This window comes from Moorena sp. SIO1G6 (assembly GCF_010672795.1).
Lineage (GTDB): Bacteria > Cyanobacteriota > Cyanobacteriia > Cyanobacteriales > Coleofasciculaceae > Moorena > Moorena producens.
Genome location: NZ_JAAHFZ010000075.1, coordinates 1 through 17,605, shown reverse-complemented (window position 1 = coordinate 17,605; position 17,605 = coordinate 1). Strand labels below are relative to the sequence as shown.

Genomic DNA, 17,605 nt, shown 5'->3' with positions numbered 1-17,605 from the left:
AGCTTTAGGCCATCAAAGCTTACCCTTAACTATAATTTACATTTCTTTACGATAAACTCAACTATTCTAACTGCCCATGACTTCAACAGCTTCTCACCCGATCTGGATTTACGATACAACGCTGCGGGATGGTGCCCAGCGTGAGGGAATCTCATTGTCTCTCGAAGATAAGTTACGCATTGCTCGGCAACTGGATGAGTTGGGTATTCCCTTCATTGAAGGAGGATGGCCAGGGGCAAATCCGAAAGATGTGCAATTTTTCTGGAAGCTCAAAGAAGAACCTCTCAAACAAGCAGAAGTAGTCGCCTTTTGCTCAACTCGACGGCCAAACATGATCGCTGCAGAAGACCGGATGCTGCAAGCTATTTTAGCTGCAGGAACGCGCTGGGTGACTATTTTTGGTAAATCCTGGGATCTTCATGTTACTGAAGGGCTGAAAACTAGCCTAGAGGAAAACCTAGCCATGATTGGTGACACCATAGAATACCTCCGTAGTCAAGGGCGTCGGGTAATTTACGATGCAGAACACTGGTTTGATGGCTATAAAGCCAATCGAGAGTATGCCCTCAAAACCCTGAGAGCTGCTAGAGATGCGGGTGCAGAATGGCTAGTACTGTGTGACACCAACGGTGGCACCCTACCCGAGGAAATTGCTCAGATTGTTAGAGATGTAGCTAAAGAGTTGAAAGTTGGAAGGTTGAATGTTGAAAATGAGTTGAACGTTGGAAGGTTGAATGTTGACAATGAGTTGAAGGTTGGAAGGTTGAATGTTGACAATGAGTTGAAGGTTGGAAGGTTGAATGTTGACAATGAGTTGAAGGTTGGAAGGTTGAATGTTGAAGGTTCTAACCTACCCTGCGGGAACGCCAAAGGCGAACAACCTGCTAACCTGCAACCTGCAACCGAAACTAACCTACCCTACGGGAACGCCAAAGGCGAACAACCTGCTAACCTTCAACCTGCGAACCTTCAACCTGGAACCGAAACTAACCTACCCTACGGGAACGCCAAAGGCGAACAACCGGCTAACCTTCAACCGGCTAACCTTCAACCGGCTAACCTTCAACCGGCTAACCTTCAACCGCCTAACCTCCAACCCATGTTAGGAATCCATACCCATAATGATTCCGATACAGCGGTTGCTAATGCCTTAGCTGCGGTATCTCAGGGAGCCTGTATGGTTCAGGGAACGATTAATGGTTATGGTGAACGTTGTGGTAATGCCAATCTCTGTTCTGTAATTCCTAACTTACAGTTGAAGCTAGGGTTACGCTGTATTCAGGATAATCAGCTGGCCAAACTGACCCAAGCTAGTCGTTTAATTAGCGAGATTGTCAATCTTGCTCCCAATGAACATGCTGCCTTTGTCGGTCGTTCAGCCTTTGCTCACAAAGGTGGCATCCATGTGTCAGCGGTGGCAAAGAATCCTCTGACCTATGAACATATTCAGCCAGAACAGATTGGTAACCAGCGTCGGATCGTAATTTCTGACCAGTCGGGATTGAGCAATGTATTAGCAAAAGCCCGTAGTTTCGGTCATGACCTGGATAAAAAAGACCCCGCCTGTCGCGAAATCCTGGAACGCCTCAAAGATCTAGAAAATGAAGGGTATCAATTTGAAGCAGCGGAAGCCAGTTTTGATTTGTTGATGCGGGATGCTTTGGGATATCGAGAACATCCCTTTGAACTCAAAGGCTGTCAAATACATTGCGATATGCTACAAGGGGTCAGTAAACCCTACAGTAATTCTGTGGCAACCATTAAAGTATCTGTTAACAACCAGGATATTTTGGAAGTAGCAGAAGGCAATGGACCAGTGTCAGCCCTTGATGCAGCCTTGCGCAAAGCCTTAGTGAACTTTTACCCAGAGATTGCTGATTTTCATCTAACTGACTACAAAGTGCGGATTCTGGATGGTGCTGCTGGCACATCGGCTAAGACACGAGTGCTAGTGGAATCGAGCAATGGAGAACAGCGCTGGACAACTGTGGGGGTTTCCAGTAATATTCTCGAAGCGTCCTATGAAGCTGTGGTGGAAGGCATTGAGTATGGTTTGCTGTTGGAATCTTCAGCAAAAACACCATTGAGCCATTCCCCAGCCCTGAAAGAGCGGTAATTTGCTGTTTGACCCGGTGGTGCGTTACGGGGCGGGCTGTCCCAAAATGGGCGACGAGGCGGAAAATGAGTGCGAGCCCTTCCCTAACGCACCCTACGCAACTAATTTAAGGTGCTATCCAACGTAGACTATCTAGCTTAGCCTTGGTCAGAACCTCAAGGGGAGGTAACTTATGATAAGGCCCTTCCCAGTTAAGGGGTTGATAGACGTATAGGATCGAGGCATTTTCCTCAAACTTACAAAAAACTTTACCAGTGGACTCTTCCACACCTGGCAAGCAGTCTAGTTTCTCGTGTCCAGGAGTGGCGGAGTAGGCTATTCCTACCTTCACATCCTTTGGACCAGGTATGCGATCGCTTAGCACTTCAATCCTGCCGATTTTCTGCTGGGAGATGTCGGCATCGATTTCCACTACCGGGCTATCTTGCCAGTAGGCTCTGAAGATATCGTAAGTTTCCCCTTCAGCAGAGGTGGTTTCTTTTTTTACGGTATAACTGGGCAGAGCACTCTTGATGGTATCAGCATCAAAGTTGCTAGTTTTGTTGAGTTTACCCAAACCTTCTGCAGTCAGCCTGAGATTAGACTTAGTCTCAGGGGGGGAAGGTTCCTTGGCGCAAGCGCCCAGGATACTGGTGACTAGGACTATGGTGGTTACAGTAAACAGTGTTTTTCTATACAATCGTCTTACAGAGTTTATGTTAACTAGTAATTAGATTAGCAAGAAGGTTAAACTTAAACAATAATACTTGTTCTACTTAGCCCAAGACACTACTATCGCACTTTGACCCCAACAACGGTTTTTGAGCGCACCTGTTGTCCAGGAACAAGGCGATGGGTTCCGCCGACGATTACTTGATCCCCTGGTTGGAGGGTACCGCGAACCAGAATGCGGTTACTCTGTGTCTGCAAAATTTCCACATCCCGCCGTTTGACACTGAAGACGTGAGTTGCACCAGAAAGATCCGATTCAGCCAATTCCCCCAAGACGTAGCAAGACCACAAACCACGTACTCCTTGCACTAGAGCGGTGGTGGGCAGCCAGTAACCAGCAGTAGGAATAGTTTCAGCTAATTTCCACCTCGCTACCTGTCCAGGGGAAACTTCCCTGACTGCGTCCCGGTCCAGGGTGAGGACAACGGTTAAGGTACGGGTGCTAGAGTCTAGTTCCGGCAGAATTGAGGAAACTCTTGCTGGATAAGTTTTCTGTCCCTCAAAGGGTGACGGTAGTGATAAACATGTAGTGATGGCCTGATCAACCCAGGGTAAACGCATCTAAATTTGTATCAAAACTTACAGTTAAAAAGTAAACAATAGTATAAAAAATATAGAATCACCCTGGTTATTATCAATAAGCCCAATTTCTTCTCAATTATTGGCCGTGTTATCCTTGGTCGATTTGAGAGTACTCTACATTCTGGTTGCGTACGCAAATCCGACTTTGATTTTTGTTCAAAGTCAACGAATTTTCCGCTGACTTTGAACAAAAAAACTGATTTAGGATGGGATTTATGGGAATTTACCCAAAAAATGGAGTTAATGATATTTTTGTCTGTTACCATTTATACCAAATTAGATGCGTTTACCCTGGGTCATTAATGGTTTAATGGTTTCAATGATTGAGCGTTGACGGGACAAAAGCTTGGCTTTGTTGCATGAATGATTAAGGGTCAAAATGCTCCCCTAAAAGGGAAAAGTTTTAGGAATTGTGGGCATAGCTATCTGGCTTCCCCAAGTGAGTCATACGGTTGAGGGCAGCACAGGCAAGTAAAAGTTCTACCCCTTGGTTGTCGAAGGTGCGACGAGAACAACAATTACCAAAGATAACTTTGAAGCGAAACATCCCCGTTTCCGACAATGAGCGACGGTGGTAACCACTCTCTTGGGGAGCAGGTCAAAGTTGCAGAACAAATGAACTATGTACCATCAGAGGAAGCTTAAACCCATGAGGGGGCTAGAGATTTAGTACAAATGTTCTGCATAAGTGACATGCTCCCCTAACACTTTTCCACCTGTTGGTTAAGCCACTCAAGTAAATGCTTATTAATTTCTTGCGGCTTTTCCAATTGAAGCCAATGATTGCATTTAGATATTTTTATATATTTCCAATCCGACTGCACTAGAGCACTCGATTTCCTCATCTGTTCCTCAGCCATAAAATTGTCTCCAGAACTCCAAATACCAAGAGTCGGAATTTTTATTAAAGTTAGCTGTGATTGTTGTTGGCGAAGTGAAGATAAAATAAATGGAAGTATCGGATTAGCTTTTTCCCAGACTTGAATATAAAAAGGTTTTTTTTCAAGTAAAAATTTTTCAACTACATTTTCTTTGTCGGGGTGACCACGCAGTACCCACCTGAAAATCAATCCATTCATTGCACGATATATAGGGATTGCCACAGGTAAGGGGTTGAAAATGAGATACCAGCTTTTTAGGATTGACTCTAGGGAAAAGTTTTTTACTAATGCCAGAGGATGCCCTACTGATAAGGCAACATATGACACGAGCCGTTCTGGATACCTTGTGGCTAATTCCCAACCTACTACTGCACCGTAATCGTGAGCAATGCAATGGGCTTTTTCCAGATTCAGTGCGTCCATCAATCCGATCACATCAGCAGATAGGGAGGTGAGGGTATATTTATTTAAGTCTTCAGTCTTTTCACTCTGCCCATGACCAAGCCAATCAAGACAGATAACACGGTATCCAGATTGTATCAGAGCCGGAATCTGAAATTTCCATAAAGAACTGTCATCCGGCCATCCATGTAGCAGGATTACGCTATGGTTTCCCTTACGCGAATCTTGGACATAGTATTTACAACCGTTGATTTTGATATAAATTTCTTCCATATTCCCGTTAATCCGAAATTAGGTTGAATAAAACCAGCGAAGGTAGACCGCTACCAGGAGTGTAATTCCTAGCTCAACAATACCGAAAGCAATGACAGCACCCTCTATACCCATTTTTGGAAAATTCTCTACTGCAATCAATAGTACAATTCCTAAGTTCCGCGAGGCAGTCGTCAAGGTCACTGATTTCCGAGTGCGAGTTTCAGAACCACCTAGTCCCCAACCACTGACCAAAGTCACGACGGTAAATAGTACCATAGCGGTAAAGGACAGCCATCCAATACTAAAGAGTATGTCGAAATTTTGGCACAGAACCAGAACCAGGAGTGCTACAAACAGAATATCTGAGAGCCTCTTGACTGGAGAAAGTAAGCGCTTGGCAAGTCGCACACTCTTGTGGCGAATAGCAAAACCAGTAAGTAAAGGAAGTAACTGAAAGAATACCAGGCTCCAAATAATGGGCAGAGTGTTGATGAGTGTATCTTCAACCCCAGCGTAAGTTAAGCGCACCATCAAGGGTGTGATGCCCACTGCTAATATCGATAAAGTAAATGTCAGGCCAATAGCAGAAGCCAGATCGCCACCAGCAATAACAGCTAATTTTGGTGCAAAGGGTGCTCCTGGGGCTGCTGATGCAAGCAAGAGAGTTACTGCTGTAGTTTTTGGTAAAGCAAGCCCCTGTGTGAGTAGCAAAGCCACAATCGGTACAATCAGGAAGTTGATTAACAACGAACGTACTATCAAATCTGATTTGCGAAATGTACGCAGGATACCCTCTACCGTAAGTTTAAAGCTAACCGACAGCATTAGGGTTGTAATGAATAATTGCAACAGAAATGTAACTAGCACGAGCAATACAGCATCTCATCTAATTCGTGATCTTCTCCAGGTAGAGTTTGTTCAATTTCGCCAATTGCGTTGGAATAATCCGATATTAGCTCAGTAATAGTCTCAGAGTTAGACATTACCAGTTCTGCCGGTGTCCCAGATAAAACTCTTTCAAGTTTCTGTTCAAAATTAAGTTTTGCCCAAGTAACAGTACGATATAGACGCTCCGAACCAGAACGTTTAAAAGCACCTTCAACTGCAGCTAGTAAGATTGCTAGAGTAACTACTTCGCCAGTACAAGCATAGAGCCAGCGACTAGCGACACTCCTCTCGGAAAAAGGAATTTTAGAACTAGTGTAGCGATCGTTAATTTGTTCCACCGCTACTTTTAAGATATCAGCAATTTGAGGTGCTTCCAGACCCTGGCAAATAAATTGGTATAATTCTTCGCTTTTATTGCTGATTTTAGAGCCAATAAACATATTCAAGGTTTCAGTAGGTCCTTCATAAATGCGAAGAATCCTAGAATCGCGCAGAAGTTGAGGTGCAATATTTGTTTCGATATAACCCCGACCTCCTAGCATCTGAACCAGACTATCAGCCGCTTGCCAGAAGAACTCTGGACCAACTATTTTGCAGGCAGCATAAGCCTCTACAGGAATAGCAGATCCGTCATCCAGTAGCTTAGCAATTCGAGTTACTAAGCTTTCAACAGCCATAATACCTTCTGTAATATCGGTCAATTTAGCCAGTGTTACTGGATTTTTTAGCAATTGACCTGTTGATATATTTCGGCGTTTTGCATAACGAAGCATTAATTGAGCGCAACGTTTCATTCCCCCAAGACTAGCTGCTGTAATGCATAATCGCCCGTGCATCATCGCATCTTGGGCAGCTTTCATGCCTAAGCCCATTTCACCTAACAAATGCTCTGAATCTACAGAAACCCTATCTAGATAAACAGCATTTTGAACCATACCACGCAACCCCATAGTCAGTGCTTCGGGACCTTGTCGTACACCAGTGGTTCCTTGACGAACTACAAAACCACTAACTCCTAGGTATTGCCCTTCAGCATCAAAGGTCTGGACAAAAACATTGATTACGCTTGCCCATGCTGCGGAGCCAATCCAGATTTTTGTACCTTGCAATCGCCAACCTCCTTGACTATCGGGTGTGGCTTTTGCTGAAATAGCTTGAGGGTTTGACCCTGCTCCTGGTTCTGTGAGGGCAAAAGCAGCTAATTCTCGACCTGTAGCAATGAGGGGAAGAAGTTCATATCTGAGTTGATCACAAGCATAGTTCATCAAGGGACGAATCCCAAGGACATTATGAACGCCAACAAACGAGGCCAAAGTCGGATCGATAGCCCCTAATTGCTGTATAATACGCAAAGTATCTTGATTACTCAGACCAATACCACCGTAGTTTGGTGGAACCTGCATCCCCAAGAGTCCATGATTTCCTAGATCGAGCACGATATATGGTGGGATGCAACGGCGTTCATCGATTAGCCGAGAATTGATGCGCTCATTTGCGTAGCTACGAAGCCACTTGAGTAAATCATCAGCACGTGCTTTGCTTTGTTTATCTTGAGATAACATCTGTTAATTGCTTCTTATTCCAAAACTATTTACAAATCTTCATGTATTTGTTTTTATTAGTATTTTGATACTTACTTTATAAAGTAGTTTTACCTTCTAAGTTGATCAGGTTTGTAGTTAACCCTAAATACCAAGTAATGAGTCGATCTAAGACCCAATCTGGCAATAGTTTTGATAACAAAATATTGATCTTGGCATCTAATCCGACAACATATCGAGTTTTTGGCCTTTTCTCAATCAGTGCTACCGAAACAGCTTTTGCAACTATTTCGGTAGCCAAACCTTTTTGCTCTAGTTGGCTAGCTGTTATTTTCACAGATTCTAGTGTAGGAAAATAGAGTTTTTTAGCTTGGTCTGGAAAACACTCCCAAATTTGATCGGTTTGCTCGATAGATTTTTTCCAAATTGGTGTTTTTACGGTGCCTACTTCAAGAAGAGAAACAGCAATTTTCCAAGGTTGTAATTCCATCCGTAGGGCATCTGTTAGCGCTTCTAAAGCAAATTTAGAGGCGCAATAAGGACCTAGCAAAGGTGCAGAAACTTTACCGTAGTCGGATCCAATGTTAATTACGCGCCCTTTAGACTTTCTCAACAACGGTAGAAATGCCTGCGTCACTGCAATTTGTCCAAGCACGTTGACTTCAAGCTGTTTTCTTAGCTCGCTTATCGGAAGAAATTCCAGTGGACCTGCAGTAACAATTCCTGCATTATTCACTAAAGCAGTTAGTCCGTGAGATTCCAAAGAAAGCTGAACTGTTTTTACAGATGTTTTGATTGATGATTCATCAGTAACATCCAACATAATTGGGATCACTCTTTCTTGAGTCTTGCGCTTTAGTGCTTCACCGTCAGCTTCTCTACGAACTCCAGCAAAAACCTGATAACCTAACTTATCCAAATAAATAGCACAGGCTTCACCGATTCCACTTGATGCACCGGTAATAACAACTGAACCTTTCAAAAAATTTTGCCTCTCTACCTTAGTTACACAAAAACAATAGTTATCCTAAAACTAATAAATTTCGAAAAATTTATATTTCTAAAAACTTGATATTCACTAATTAAATTTAACTTAAAAATACTCATTTAAGCATGTTTAAATAAACCACTATTTCCTAGCCAAAACTGTTACAGTCTATCAAACAAATTCGCCAGATTTGACCTAAATATTACCTCAGTACCAAACCAATTTCAACATTGTATTCCGTTAAAAATTGGCGTGGTACTACTTTACTATCAACCAACTAATATATAATCATCTAGCTTTCAATATTGAAGCTAAAATGCTTGACATAATTTTGTCTTTTGCCAAACCACAAACCAGTACTTAAAGAAGCAAAAACTAGGATTCCTACTAATGAAGAAGGTTCGGGAATAGAAGAAGGTTCGGGAATAGAAGTAAGAGTGATAAAAAGTTCCGAATTAGCCTCTGGTTCAGTTTGAAAATCAGCGAAAAATATTTCGTTAACAGAAATCGTTCCCTCTGTAAACGAAAGCTCCTGTTTATTTTCTGATATATTAATCTCGCTAAATATATCAGAAATTCCTTCGAAAAATATACTTGGTCCTGCTGGTGCATTTTCTGGTAGTTTAGCAAATATACCTGTGATGGGAAAACCTGTGTCATTGATATATGGTTGTGGAGGAGTAGGTATACCAGGGTTTACATCTGGTACTATGCTTGCAACATTTGGATTACAAATCCCTACAAAACCACAAACTTCTATAGGTTCATCATCAAAAACAGATGGAGGTGTATTGAATGTCAAGCTAAATTCTGTTTCGGTGAAACTTGCTGCAACAGCAAGACTAGAAGTTCCGAAAAAGATAGATGTAGTTCCAAGTATTGCTAATGACAATTTTTTCATTCTAATTAAAAAACCTTAAGAATAGATAAGAAAACTAAACTTCCTAGATAACACCTATTATATAGAAAAATATGATTATTTTTCAATTAACCTCTATCTATGGATAGAAAAAGGTTAGTCGAACCGTAATCTAGTCACTTATGGTACATGGTGGTTGATAGCCCCAGCGATCAAGCCATTTCCCCCATGCTTGTTGGACTATATCCAATTTTTCTTTGGTATAGTGGTAAGTGTTTTGCTTGTAACTTTTTAGGTTACTTATATATTTTTTAAAGTAAGGCAAACCATTCGTAAAACCGGGAAGATTTAATTGTGTATAGATATGTTGTAATGCTTCTAAAGGACAATCTCGAACTTGTTCAAAGCTAACTTCAACTAGCCTGTCCGATGGAAGTGCCTGACATTGACGGTCGTAGGCTTCCATCATCAGTATATATCTTTGTAGAATACCTTTGTGCAATTCTTCTAAAGGGAATAGCTTCTGAAGACGGATATTCTGCGTATGTATCTGGATCATTCTTATGTTAGACTCAAAAATTTCATAGGGGTTACGGTAAATATGCACAAAACGAGCTTGAGGAAAGAGTTGTATCAACGCAGCGATCCGACAAGTATTGACGGGATTTTTCAAAAGCAGAGGACGACCATTAAAGGCAAGGCTAATCTTCTTCAAAAACCATGTATAGTCTTGCTGCCAAGCCACTAATTCTTCTGGATCTATGTCCTCTAACAAAGCGTAACGTCGAAAGAACTCATCAGCTATTCGTGGGAAAATAACAGCATGATAGAAAGAACGGTAAGAGTAAGATAATAACGCTTCTTCCTCCTCTTCGGGTACGTCAAGTCCTACTTTTACTTGGTCGTATCCTCGTTCTTCCGGTAGCCTACTGGCAAACAAGGCTCTAAATCCCTCGAAGATGAAAAAGGTTCTCGAATAGAAAACGTGCATGTGTGTTGGAGTAGCCCATTGAGGATCTTGACTAAGTATATTGTGAAGATGTGTAGTACCACTCCGCCAATGACCGATGATAAACACTGGAGCAACTCTTAGCTGTGTAGCTTCGATGCGAGAACCATAAACAAGGTCTTCGTACAAGGAAAAGGGAAATTCAGCTAGGCTTCCCAGTAGATATAGGCAGGCTCTTCCCAGGTAGGGACGATCAACACCATATTTACTGATGAAAGATAGAAGAGTCATCAGTGAGTTTTTCTGCAAGGAGTCGCGGAGCCTAATTATGGTATTGCCCCTTGCTAATGGGGTTTCTACATAGTTGGTCATAATTCTTTTTTAGGGAGACTTCAAAGACAAGAAATTTGCTTAGCATTGGGGTTGGAGGATCATCTGTGTCAAATGTAGACAGCTAATGGGCTGAAAGCTCAACCCAAGCTTAGTAAAGGTTTAACAGAGCTATCACCCCATTAGTAACTCAGCAATAGTTTCCACAGTATAGTTAAGCTGGTCTTCTGTATGGAGTGGAGAAATAAAGAATCTCAATCTTGCTTGGTTAAACTCCACAGCCGGATACCCAATAGGAAAGACGTTAATGCCACGTTTATAAGCAGCATCAGCTAACTTTGCTGCTCGATCTGAATTGCCCACAATAATAGGGATTATTCCTGAATCATTACTAGTCCCCGTGTTCAATCCCTTTTGTTTGGCCAGTTCTAAGAATAATTTGGCGCGCTCTTTAAGCTGCGCTACTAGTTGAGGTTCAGCTTGAACTTTTCGGATAGCTGCTAATCCTGCCGCCACGTTAGCTGGAGAAGCCCCAACAGTAAATAAAAAACCTGGAGAGGAATGTTTTAAGTAACTAATTAGAGATTTGCAACCAGCAATATAACCTCCACTACTACCTAAAGCTTTGCTAATAGTCCCCATCCAAATGTCAACCTTATTTGAATCGATTTCAAAGTGTTCTCCTACGCCTCGCCCAGTTTCACCAAGAACACCTATTGAATGAGCCTCATCAATAAACAACCATGCTTTATAATGCTCCTTAATCTCAATGAGTTTAGGCAGATCGGAAAGAATATCTCCGTCCATGCTGTAAACTCCTTCAACTAGAATAAGAACTCTTTGATAATGTAGTCGCTTCTGTTCTAGTATCTTATCAAGAGCCTTTAAATCATTATGAGGGAAAGGAATTATTGTTGCACCAGATAGTTTACTACCCATCGCAGCACTGTTGTGCATATACTTGTCGTGTACGATTAGATCGTTAGGACCAACAATGGAACTAATAGCATATACATTAGTTGCATGTCCGTGACCAAATACCATTGCATCTTCAGTTCCTAACCAAGCAGCAATTGTTTCTTCGAGTTCTTTATGCAAAGGAGTTTCCCCGGAAACAATTCTACTTGCACCAGCTGAGGTACCGTATCTTTCAATTGCCAGTTGTGCTGCTTTCACAACATCGGGGTCACTCGAAAGACGCAGATAGTCGAAACTTGAAAAGTCAATGTATTCCTGATCATCAATTAACATAGTTGACTTGGCTGACTTCTGCTTTGCTCTGAAATAAGGATACTTCAGCTGCCCTGATTCATAAATTGATAATGTCTCTTTGAGTTCCAAATATTCAGGAAGTAAGTTAAATTGATAGTACTCTGAGGGGATATCAGCTAGGGAGCGGAATTGAGTTGATGGTGAATAATCGAGGTCTGTTGTCTCGAGGGTATCTGCCAAACTAATTTTATTTAGGGTAACAATTAGCTGATCAACATCATTTCCTAATCGATGAAGGATGTGTTGAGTCAATTCGCGGATGGTTGGGTAAATGAAGATAACTCCTTCAGCTAGGCGAAGTCCAGATAGTTTTTCTACTTCAGTAGCAAGCTCAACTGCTTGCACTGAATCTAATCCATAGTCTACAAACTGAGAGGTTGAGGATATTTTTTTTGGAGCAACGTTTGCTTTATTAGCAATCCACACCTTCATCCAATTTTCTATAAAGTCCATTGGATATGAACTGGATAATTTGCTCCCCGAATCAGTTGCATACTGTTGCTTAAGTTTATTTAATTTAGTGCTACCTTTTACAACCTCAAACTCATTATTCAAATATTTTTTCCTACAAGCCGAGCGCTGAATCTTGCCACTAGAAGTCTTAGGAATTGATAGAGGTCTAATCAACACTACATCATAAATTTGTAGCTCGTGTTCTTCTGCCACAGCTCGGCGGATGCAAGCGCTTACTTCGTCTACGTTAATTTTGCGGAGATGTTGTCGCTCTACCTCTTGGATCACAACTAACTGTTCTTCACCATCTATGCTCACTGTGAAAGCAGCTCCACTATGTGAGCGCAGTGTTGGAGCGCTTTGTTCAACGGTAAACTCAATGTCTTGAGGATAGTGGTTACGTCCTCGAATAATAATTAAGTCTTTCAGACGACCAGTGATAAACAGTTGCTCGTGTTTGATAAATCCCAAATCTCCTGTTCGTAAAAACTGCTCCTCACCCGTATCTGCTATTATATTTTGAAAATTTTCTTTGGTTTCCTCTAGTTGGTTCCAATAACCCCGGGCTACATTCGGTCCCGATACCCAAATCTCTCCTATATGACCTGGCGGACATAGGGTTAAGGAATTGGGATCTACAATGGCAATTTTTTGTTTTAACCAGGACTGACCACAGCTTACGATCTCCTGAATATCTTCTCCCTCGTCACTATCAACAATCACCCGATCTTGTTCTAAAGCCGATTTTGTAACTTGGCAAATAATCGGCGGCTCTGTCTTAAGTCCCCCAGACACCAATAGCGTTGTCTCTGCCATTCCATAGCAGGGATAAAAAGCTTCTCGACGAAAGCCACAATCTGCAAATTTGGCGGTAAACTGCTCTATTGTTGAGGCGCGGATAGGTTCGGCTCCGTTAAAAGCAATTTCCCAACTACTGAGATCTAGACTAGCCATCTGTTCTGGAGTGATTGTACGCAGGCATAAGTCATAGGCAAAGTTAGGGCCACCACTGGTAGTTGCTTTGTAACGAGAAATCCCTTGCAACCAGCGTATGGGTTTTTGGATAAAAGCCTCTGGTGACATGAGGATACATGGTATTCCTAAGTACAAAGGTTGCAAGACATTCCCGATCAGTCCCATGTCGTGGAACAGAGGTAGCCAACCGACAAAAATAGTTTGCTCTGTATGCCCGAAAGCTATCTTAATCATTTGCTCGTTATAAAGCAGGTTTTCGTGGCTAACTATCACACCTTTTGGACTGCCCGTAGAGCCGGAAGTATACTGAAGAAAAGCTATTGTATCTCTATCTAAATTGGGCTTCTGCCAGTTTGTGGCTTGGCTACTAGCGACACTATCCGTAGCCAAGCAAGGCAATTTTGCCAATTCCGAATGCTTAGCAAAACGAGCCTGAATATTGTCCAACAAAGGAGTGACAGTCAATGCTACTGTCGCCTTAGCATCGGCGACAATTGCCTCCAATCTAGACATTTTATGATTTCGTTTGGGGGGATAAACAGGAATGGCAATCACCCCCGCATACAAACACCCAAAAAACGCTGCAATATACTCCAAACCAGAAGGATAAAGGAGCAATACTCTCTCTCCAACTGAAACGTGAGCTTGTAAGGAAGCGGCGATCGCTCTGGCTTGTAAGTCTAATTGCTTATAGGTAAGATGAACTTCTTGGTTTTCTCCATCAGTAAGGAAAGTAAATCCAAGCTGATCAGGCTGTTGCAAAGTTCGCGATTCTAGCAGATCAACTAACGTTTCAAAGGGTAAGTAAACTTCATTTGAGAAGGTCTTTTTTCCTTCAAGTAGGTAAGGGGCTTTAGTGTACATAGTGAATAGCAAACCTCTTTCAGCTTAAATCACAACAATATAAATGGAAAAAGAATCAACACTAGGTCGTTGGATATCAACCCATGGTAGAGGGACCAATGTCAATGGTTCCCATGATGAGGAGCCGGATGAAGGGAAACCTTCACGTCCGGTTTTGTTGGCGTAGCCTTCCCGAAGGGTAGACGAGTCGGGTGAGGCGACTCCCCGGCTTAGTTTAACAAGCTAAAACCCATGAGGGGGCTATAGCTTTAGTACAAATGCTCTGCATTAGTGACATGCTCCCAAGGCAGCTGATCATTAGTTGCCTCTAGCACCAATATGTTTGGATGTCCTTGAGTGGCACACTAAACAACAGATTCTTTCAGATCAGATGCCCTGGTATAAATTCGTGATCAAGTCATTCCATCGAGTTATAGACGGTCGAGATGATGGCAACTTGATGTATTTGAGAGCTGATTCGCAAACTCGCTGTAATCCTTGTAGGATCAGGCTTGCGCTAAAATCGAACAATTGAAATGCTTAATACAAAACATAAAACTATAGCAGGACTTTCATAGTTATTAGGATTTACTTAAGATTTACTTAAGATTTACTTTAAAAAACATCTCTTACGGCCTACGATTCAATACTATGGCAAGCAACCAAGAATAAAAATCCCAAAAATTCAGCTCTTTTAAAGGTCAATTCATATGAACTTTATGAATAATCCTGTAAGCATTCAGCGGTCAGTGGTCAGTGGTCAGCGGTCAGTGGTCAGCGGTCAGTGGTCAGCCGTCAGCCGTCAGCTTATGTTATTCGCGCATCACCTCAAGTAGCGTGGCACAGGCTTTGGCCTTGGCCTTTTGGCCTTTTGGCCACGCTACGCGAACGGCCACGCTACGCGAATGGCCACGCTGTGCGAACGACGCTGTGATGTAAGGCATAAGCTGATACGCGACACGCTAATAGCTGATACGCGACACGCTGATAGCTGTTGGCGTAGCCTGCGCGTAGCGCATATGCTTACATCATCCTCATGAATGGGATAATAGGGACAGTCAGTCAAGGGAGTGGCTAGTCATGAACCCCACTCAGAACTCAGGATGCCCGATCCAGCAGTTACGACTTACGCACCCAGACATGTCATACTACATCCGGGTTAAAAAACCCTGGAAAACCCAGTCCTTGAGGTGCTCCCGAAAGTTTTTGTAGCCGGGACTTTCAGTCCTCTGGGCTTAAGAGGAGCTATAGGGTTGATCATACTTATGAGGTACATTCAATGTCTTGATGCCGTCCCTCGTGGTCAAGGTGGCTGTGTGGGTCACCTGGGTCAGCACTGCTGTTTGCCCCTTGGCAACCACGGCAGTCGCTGATGGGGGAAACCCCCGCAGGTCGGCGCTGCCTAGGCTGTTGAGTTTGAATCCCTTATGCCGATAAAAGTTCATGCAGTTTCTATGTAGTCCTAGAGTGAACAGCCTAGGCACTGCCCACCCTACGATTAATGACAATGGTGCCAGATCTCAGTTTGACAGCGCTGCATCGCTACTCCCTACTCCCTACTGCCATTAACCCAGGAGTTTGTACCTCACCCAATTGAGTACTCCTGTATAATAAATAGGGGCAGTCAGTCCTGACTTTTCAGGGCTTCTGGGGAAAACACCATCAAATATCAGCTCAACTCTTATTATCAAAAAACTAGGCTTAGAGCTGATTCGTAAACTCGCTGTAATCCTTGTCGGATCAGGCTTGCCATAAAATAGAACAAATGAACTATTTAATACCCAAAAGACAATCATAGCAAGGCTTTCAGACTTATTAAGATTTACTTTAGGAATCAGCTCTTAATGATAATGATTCAGGGTAGAATAGCGATGCAGCGAGGCCAAAGGGGGGTTTCTCCCACTCGCGCTTGGGATCAATACAAGGCTTGGCGGATTCAGAAATGAGCGCGATGCTCAGCATTGAGCCGCTACGGGAACGCTTTGAATAAAAAAGATCCCGTCAAAAGTCAGCAGTCAGTCAAGGGAGTTGTCATGAACCCCACACAGAAATCAGGATGCCCGATCGAGCAGTTAGGACTTACGCACCCAGACTGGTTATACTACATCCGGGTTAAAAAACCCCTGGAAAACCCAGTCCTTGAGGTGCTCCCGAAAGTTTGTGTAGCCGCGAGTTTCAGTTTTTTGGGCTTAACAGCAGCTAGAAAAGGGAATTTGGTATATAGCACTACGCATTAAGGTGTTTGACATTGATAAAAGCTGAAAAGCTAATGCACGTAAACTTTTGCCTCTTGCCCGCCCCCCTTACGCGCGGGGGGTTAGGGGGGATTCCTCTTGCCTTGCGCGTAGCGCTATAAAACATCTTTCATCACCCCTTCCCCCTTTGGTGTTCCCTATTGACATTCATCATGGATATTGACAAATTACTAACCCAATTAAATAATTTGCTGATTGGCAAGGGAGAAAAAGAGCTGTCTCCTCGTGATCATAAGATAATCCAAGACTCTTGGGCAGGTAAAACCTACGAGGAGATGAATATTCCTGGATACACCACCGATTATATTAAGAAAATGGCTGCTCCTTCCTTATGGAAGAAACTGTCAGACCTAACAGGACAACGTGTCACCAAAAAAAATATTCGGCTAGTTCTCGAGTCAGTCCCACAACCGTCAAGCTCTATTCCTGAGCAGACCGAGAGTAGTCCCCTCTTAAAACTAGATTTAAGTGACGCACCTTATGTATCGGATTTCTACGGACGCACCAACGAACTGGCTCAGCTAGAGCAATGGATTGTCACAGATAACTCTCCATTGGTGGCTATTTTGGGCATTACTGGCATTGGCAAAACTGCCTTGTCAGTGAAGCTAGTTGAACAGATTAAGGATCAGTTTGAGTATGTGATTTGGCGTACCCTCAACCATACTCCATCTGTTGAAGAACTTCTGAGTGACCTGATCCAATTCTTGTCCAACCATCAGGAAAACCCTTCATCAACAACTCTAAATAACCGGCTATCGCGACTAATGTATTACCTCAAACAGCATCGTTGTTTGGTAGTGCTTGATGGAGTAGAAGCGATCCTGGATGCTGGTCAATCCTCTGGAATTTACAAAGAGGGCTACCAGGGGTATAGAAAATTACTGGAATGTATTGGGAAAAAACGCCATCAAAGCTGCTTGTTGTTGACCAGTCAAGAACCTCCCCAGGAAGTAAAGGAACTAGTAATCAGGGAAGTAAGAATTCGGGAATTCCAACTCAAAGGCTTGAGAAAGGAAGAAGCAAAACCACTTTTGTCAAAGGACGGTCTTTGTAAATCTGTGCATGGAGTGGGACAATTAATTGATAGCTACAAAGGTCATCCCTTAGCCTTAAAAATTGCGGTTAGGACGATCCAAAACTGCCATAATGGTAAAATTTCGGATTTTCTCAAAGGGCTGGGGGGGCGACATGAGAGCTAAAAAGTAGACTGTATAAGCTTCATAGCTCTCATACCTCGTAAATAATGATCGAGCTTATGACGACTTAAATGCATCAAATTTTCAACTAATCCCCAACATTTAT

Annotated in this window: 14 protein-coding genes and 2 pseudogenes; 5 read left to right on the top strand and 11 right to left on the bottom strand. The window is 42.8% G+C overall.

Going from position 1 to position 17,605, the window contains the following annotated elements; translation table 11 throughout:
- Positions 1 to 76: 76 nt before the first annotated feature.
- The gene (gene cimA, locus F6K63_RS33065) at positions 77 to 2,116 is read left to right on the top strand and encodes a citramalate synthase (RefSeq protein WP_287314491.1); all 2,040 of its coding nucleotides are present in this window, start codon (positions 77 to 79) and stop codon (positions 2,114 to 2,116) included.
- Positions 2,117 to 2,222: 106 nt separating this feature from the next.
- Here the strand turns inward: cimA and F6K63_RS33060 are convergent, their stop codons facing one another.
- The 10 genes and pseudogenes from F6K63_RS33060 to F6K63_RS33015 all read right to left on the bottom strand — a co-directional run bounded on the left by F6K63_RS33060 (position 2,223) and on the right by F6K63_RS33015 (position 14,066).
- Entirely contained in the window at positions 2,223 to 2,795 is a 573-nt protein-coding gene (locus F6K63_RS33060) for a DUF1131 family protein (protein WP_287314489.1), read from the bottom strand.
- A 92-nt stretch (positions 2,796 to 2,887) separates the two neighbouring features.
- The gene (locus tag F6K63_RS33055; protein WP_287314487.1) at positions 2,888 to 3,388 is read right to left on the bottom strand and encodes an efflux RND transporter periplasmic adaptor subunit; all 501 of its coding nucleotides are present in this window, start codon (positions 3,386 to 3,388) and stop codon (positions 2,888 to 2,890) included.
- Positions 3,389 to 3,812: 424 nt separating this feature from the next.
- A pseudogene (locus F6K63_RS33050) lies at positions 3,813 to 3,998 on the bottom strand (IS5/IS1182 family transposase); the annotation flags it as partial.
- Positions 3,999 to 4,110: 112 nt separating this feature from the next.
- Entirely contained in the window at positions 4,111 to 4,965 is an 855-nt protein-coding gene (locus tag F6K63_RS33045) for an alpha/beta fold hydrolase (protein ID WP_287253958.1), read from the bottom strand.
- 18 nt (positions 4,966 to 4,983) lie between these two features.
- Complete coding sequence (locus tag F6K63_RS33040; RefSeq protein ID WP_287253956.1) at positions 4,984 to 5,814, bottom strand: bile acid:sodium symporter family protein; 831 nt, start codon at positions 5,812 to 5,814, stop codon at positions 4,984 to 4,986.
- Complete coding sequence (locus F6K63_RS33035) at positions 5,808 to 7,397, bottom strand: acyl-CoA dehydrogenase family protein (protein ID WP_287253954.1); 1,590 nt, start codon at positions 7,395 to 7,397, stop codon at positions 5,808 to 5,810. Before F6K63_RS33035 ends, F6K63_RS33040 begins: the two co-directional genes overlap by 7 nt.
- Positions 7,398 to 7,473: 76 nt before the next feature.
- On the bottom strand, positions 7,474 to 8,358 hold the full coding sequence (locus F6K63_RS33030) for an SDR family oxidoreductase (RefSeq protein WP_287253953.1): 885 nt from the start codon (positions 8,356 to 8,358) through the stop codon (positions 7,474 to 7,476).
- A gap of 298 nt (positions 8,359 to 8,656) precedes the next feature.
- Complete coding sequence (locus F6K63_RS33025; protein WP_287253951.1) at positions 8,657 to 9,265, bottom strand: hypothetical protein; 609 nt, start codon at positions 9,263 to 9,265, stop codon at positions 8,657 to 8,659.
- Positions 9,266 to 9,395: 130 nt separating this feature from the next.
- Positions 9,396 to 10,463 (bottom strand): sulfotransferase family protein, encoded by a 1,068-nt coding sequence (locus tag F6K63_RS33020; protein ID WP_287314486.1) that lies wholly within the window; start codon positions 10,461 to 10,463, stop codon positions 9,396 to 9,398.
- Between the two features lie 213 nt (positions 10,464 to 10,676).
- The gene (locus tag F6K63_RS33015; RefSeq protein WP_287314484.1) at positions 10,677 to 14,066 is read right to left on the bottom strand and encodes an aminotransferase class I/II-fold pyridoxal phosphate-dependent enzyme; all 3,390 of its coding nucleotides are present in this window, start codon (positions 14,064 to 14,066) and stop codon (positions 10,677 to 10,679) included.
- Positions 14,067 to 14,109: 43 nt separating this feature from the next.
- Here F6K63_RS33015 and F6K63_RS33010 point away from each other — a divergent pair, with 43 nt between their 5' ends.
- The 4 genes from F6K63_RS33010 (at position 14,110) to F6K63_RS32995 (ending at position 17,502) form a co-directional block, all read left to right on the top strand.
- Positions 14,110 to 14,232, top strand: a complete 123-nt coding sequence (locus tag F6K63_RS33010; protein WP_287251511.1) for a hypothetical protein — start codon at positions 14,110 to 14,112, stop codon at positions 14,230 to 14,232.
- Positions 14,233 to 14,801: 569 nt separating this feature from the next.
- Positions 14,802 to 14,984, top strand: coding sequence for a hypothetical protein (locus F6K63_RS33005; protein ID WP_287314482.1), 183 nt, complete (start codon positions 14,802 to 14,804; stop codon positions 14,982 to 14,984).
- A 1,043-nt stretch (positions 14,985 to 16,027) separates the two neighbouring features.
- Entirely contained in the window at positions 16,028 to 16,282 is a 255-nt protein-coding gene (locus F6K63_RS33000; RefSeq protein WP_287314480.1) for a hypothetical protein, read from the top strand.
- A gap of 170 nt (positions 16,283 to 16,452) precedes the next feature.
- Positions 16,453 to 17,502 carry a helix-turn-helix domain-containing protein gene (locus tag F6K63_RS32995; RefSeq protein WP_353813149.1) on the top strand — a complete coding sequence of 350 codons (1,050 nt, stop codon included), beginning with the start codon at positions 16,453 to 16,455 and terminating at the stop codon, positions 17,500 to 17,502.
- Here F6K63_RS32995 and F6K63_RS32990 read toward each other — a convergent pair.
- Positions 17,479 to 17,605: pseudogene (locus F6K63_RS32990) on the bottom strand (IS4 family transposase); the annotation flags it as partial. The gene F6K63_RS32995 and the pseudogene F6K63_RS32990 overlap by 24 nt on opposite strands.